The sequence below is a fragment of the Candidatus Frankia nodulisporulans genome (assembly GCF_902806475.1).
Taxonomy (GTDB): Bacteria; Actinomycetota; Actinomycetes; order Frankiales; family Frankiaceae; genus Frankia; species Frankia umida.
In genome coordinates this window covers 1-204 of sequence record NZ_CADCWS010000610.1, presented here as the reverse complement: position 1 = coordinate 204, position 204 = coordinate 1, and the positions used below count along the sequence as shown (strand labels likewise).

Genomic DNA, 204 nt, shown 5'->3' with positions numbered 1-204 from the left:
GGAGGCCCTTGCTGAACCGGATGACCGACTTGCCTTTGGTCTCGCGTTCGTATTCGTGCCAGAGCTTCAGCGCGTCGGCGTCGCCGGTCCGCAGGAAGTAGGCAGCGATATCAAACGGCATCAAACTTCCCTTCCGGCCTTTCTTCAAATCCCCCCGGGCCATTTCGTTTCCCAGGCCGACGCCGGTTTCCTGGAGCTTGACCA

General features: G+C 60.3%; 1 protein-coding gene. It reads right to left on the bottom strand.

What is annotated here, in order from left to right; all coding sequences use genetic code 11:
- On the bottom strand, positions 1-204 hold a 204-nt coding region (locus G6R24_RS21540), incomplete at both ends, for a hypothetical protein (RefSeq protein ID WP_476727371.1).